This window comes from Sphingobium sp. (assembly GCF_035511395.1).
Lineage (GTDB): Bacteria > Pseudomonadota > Alphaproteobacteria > Sphingomonadales > Sphingomonadaceae > Sphingobium.
The window spans coordinates 1-1,523 of sequence record NZ_DATKFP010000409.1 but is presented as its reverse complement, the minus strand read 5'-3'; the positions used below and the strand labels follow the sequence as shown (position 1 = coordinate 1,523).

General features: G+C 64.7%; 2 protein-coding genes and 1 pseudogene. All 3 read right to left on the bottom strand.

Annotated elements, in window-relative coordinates; all coding sequences use genetic code 11:
- Window positions 1–246 (bottom strand): annotated as a pseudogene (locus VMR39_RS27550) (hypothetical protein); the annotation flags it as partial.
- Window positions 246–863 (bottom strand): UbiX family flavin prenyltransferase, encoded by a 618-nt coding sequence (locus VMR39_RS27545; RefSeq protein ID WP_025548158.1) that lies wholly within the window; start codon window positions 861–863, stop codon window positions 246–248. The gene VMR39_RS27545 and the pseudogene VMR39_RS27550, both read right to left, overlap by 1 nt.
- A 124-nt stretch (window positions 864–987) precedes the next feature.
- On the bottom strand, window positions 988–1,523 hold a 536-nt coding region (locus tag VMR39_RS27540; protein ID WP_325421251.1), incomplete at its 5' end, for an aldehyde dehydrogenase family protein.

Here is a 1,523-nt window from a genome sequence, read left to right as displayed (position 1 = left end):
ATCGGCATCGTCCAGTTCGTGCAGAAGGACATTGAGCGACCGGTCAAGCCGGATGGTCCGGCCAACCACGCCGCTCTCGGCACGCGTCGCCGCGCACATCCGGCTTTCCGGCGACGCGCTTTCCTCGATCACCGTCACCCTGCGTGCGCGGGCCGCCGCCGCTCCGGGCAATACGCCAAGCCCGGCCACGGCTGCGCCCAGCGCTCCGGCTCCCAGGAGCTCGCGTCGCTTGATATCCCAAGCCATCATGCCTGCCTTTCGATCTTCAGCGGCGCCGGTTCGGCGACCGCACTCTCGGTGGAAAGTCCCTGCCAGCGGCCCGCTGCGTTGCGATGTATGTCGAAGTGATCCAGCACCCGTGTGCAGCTGTGATCGACGATGTCCTGAAGGCCTGCAGGACGGGCGTAGAATGCCGGGACCGGTGGAAAAATGACCGCGCCCATTTCGGTGCAGGCGACCATGTTGCGCAGGTGAGCCAGGTTGAGCGGCGTCTCGCGGGTCATCAGCACCAGCTTGCGCCGCTCCTTCAGCATCACATCGGCGGCGCGCGTGATCAGATTGTCGGACAGACCGTGGGCCACCGCTGCCAGAGTGCGCATCGAGCAGGGCGCTATCACCATGCCGTCGCACAGGAACGAACCGCTGGCGATGCTGGCGCCGACATTGCGGACGCTGTGCACCACATCGGCCGCACCTTCGATCAGGCGACGGCCGTCCGGAATTTCTTCGCGGATGTTGAGCAAGGCGGCTTGCGACATGACGAGGTGAGTTTCCCAGCCACCTTGTTCGCGGAGCATTTCGAGCAGGCGCTGCCCGTAAACCGAGCCCGTCGCTCCGGTTATGGCAACGACCACGCGCTTCATGGGCGGACTGCGCCGCCCGCGCGTTCCCTGCGTACTCCCGTCGCAACGTTCATGGCCGAATCCTTCTCCCTCAACCATTATGCAACAAATTGTACTATAAGCAACATGTAAGAGCACCTTGAAGCTATGTCCTTCGGGGCTTCTCCGCTTCAATCGCAGGCTGCGGCGGCAAGCCGAGACTTATGGCCTTGAGTTCCAGGAATTCGTCGATCCCGTGACGCGATCCCTCGCGCCCCAGTCCCGATTCCTTGACCCCGCCGAAAGGCATGGTTTCCGAAGAAATGATGCCGTTGTTGACGCCGACCATGCCGACCTCGAGACCTTCGGCAAGGCGCCAGAACCGGTCCATGTCGCGGGTGAATGCGTAGGCGGCCAGGCCCGAGCGGGTGCTGTTGGCCAGGGTCAGGGCTTCGGCCTCGGTTTCGAAACGGAAGAGGGGAGCGACCGGTCCGAAGGTCTCTTCCAGCGCCAGCCGCATGTCCGGGTTGGCGCCGGTCAGGACCGTGGGCTGGTGGAACAGCTCGCCGGCTTCATGGCCTTCGCCTCCCGTGACGATCCGGGCACCGCGCCCGACGGCATCGCCGACATGTTCGCGCACCTTCTGCAATGCCGCGGCGGTGATCAGCGGGCCCTGATCGGTCTCGCCTTCCAGGCCGTTGC

Coding starts and splice junctions, on each gene's coding strand:
- VMR39_RS27545 (WP_025548158.1), bottom strand. CDS start 863: ATGAAGCGCGTGGTCGTTGCCATAACCGGAGCGACGGGCTCGGTTTAC.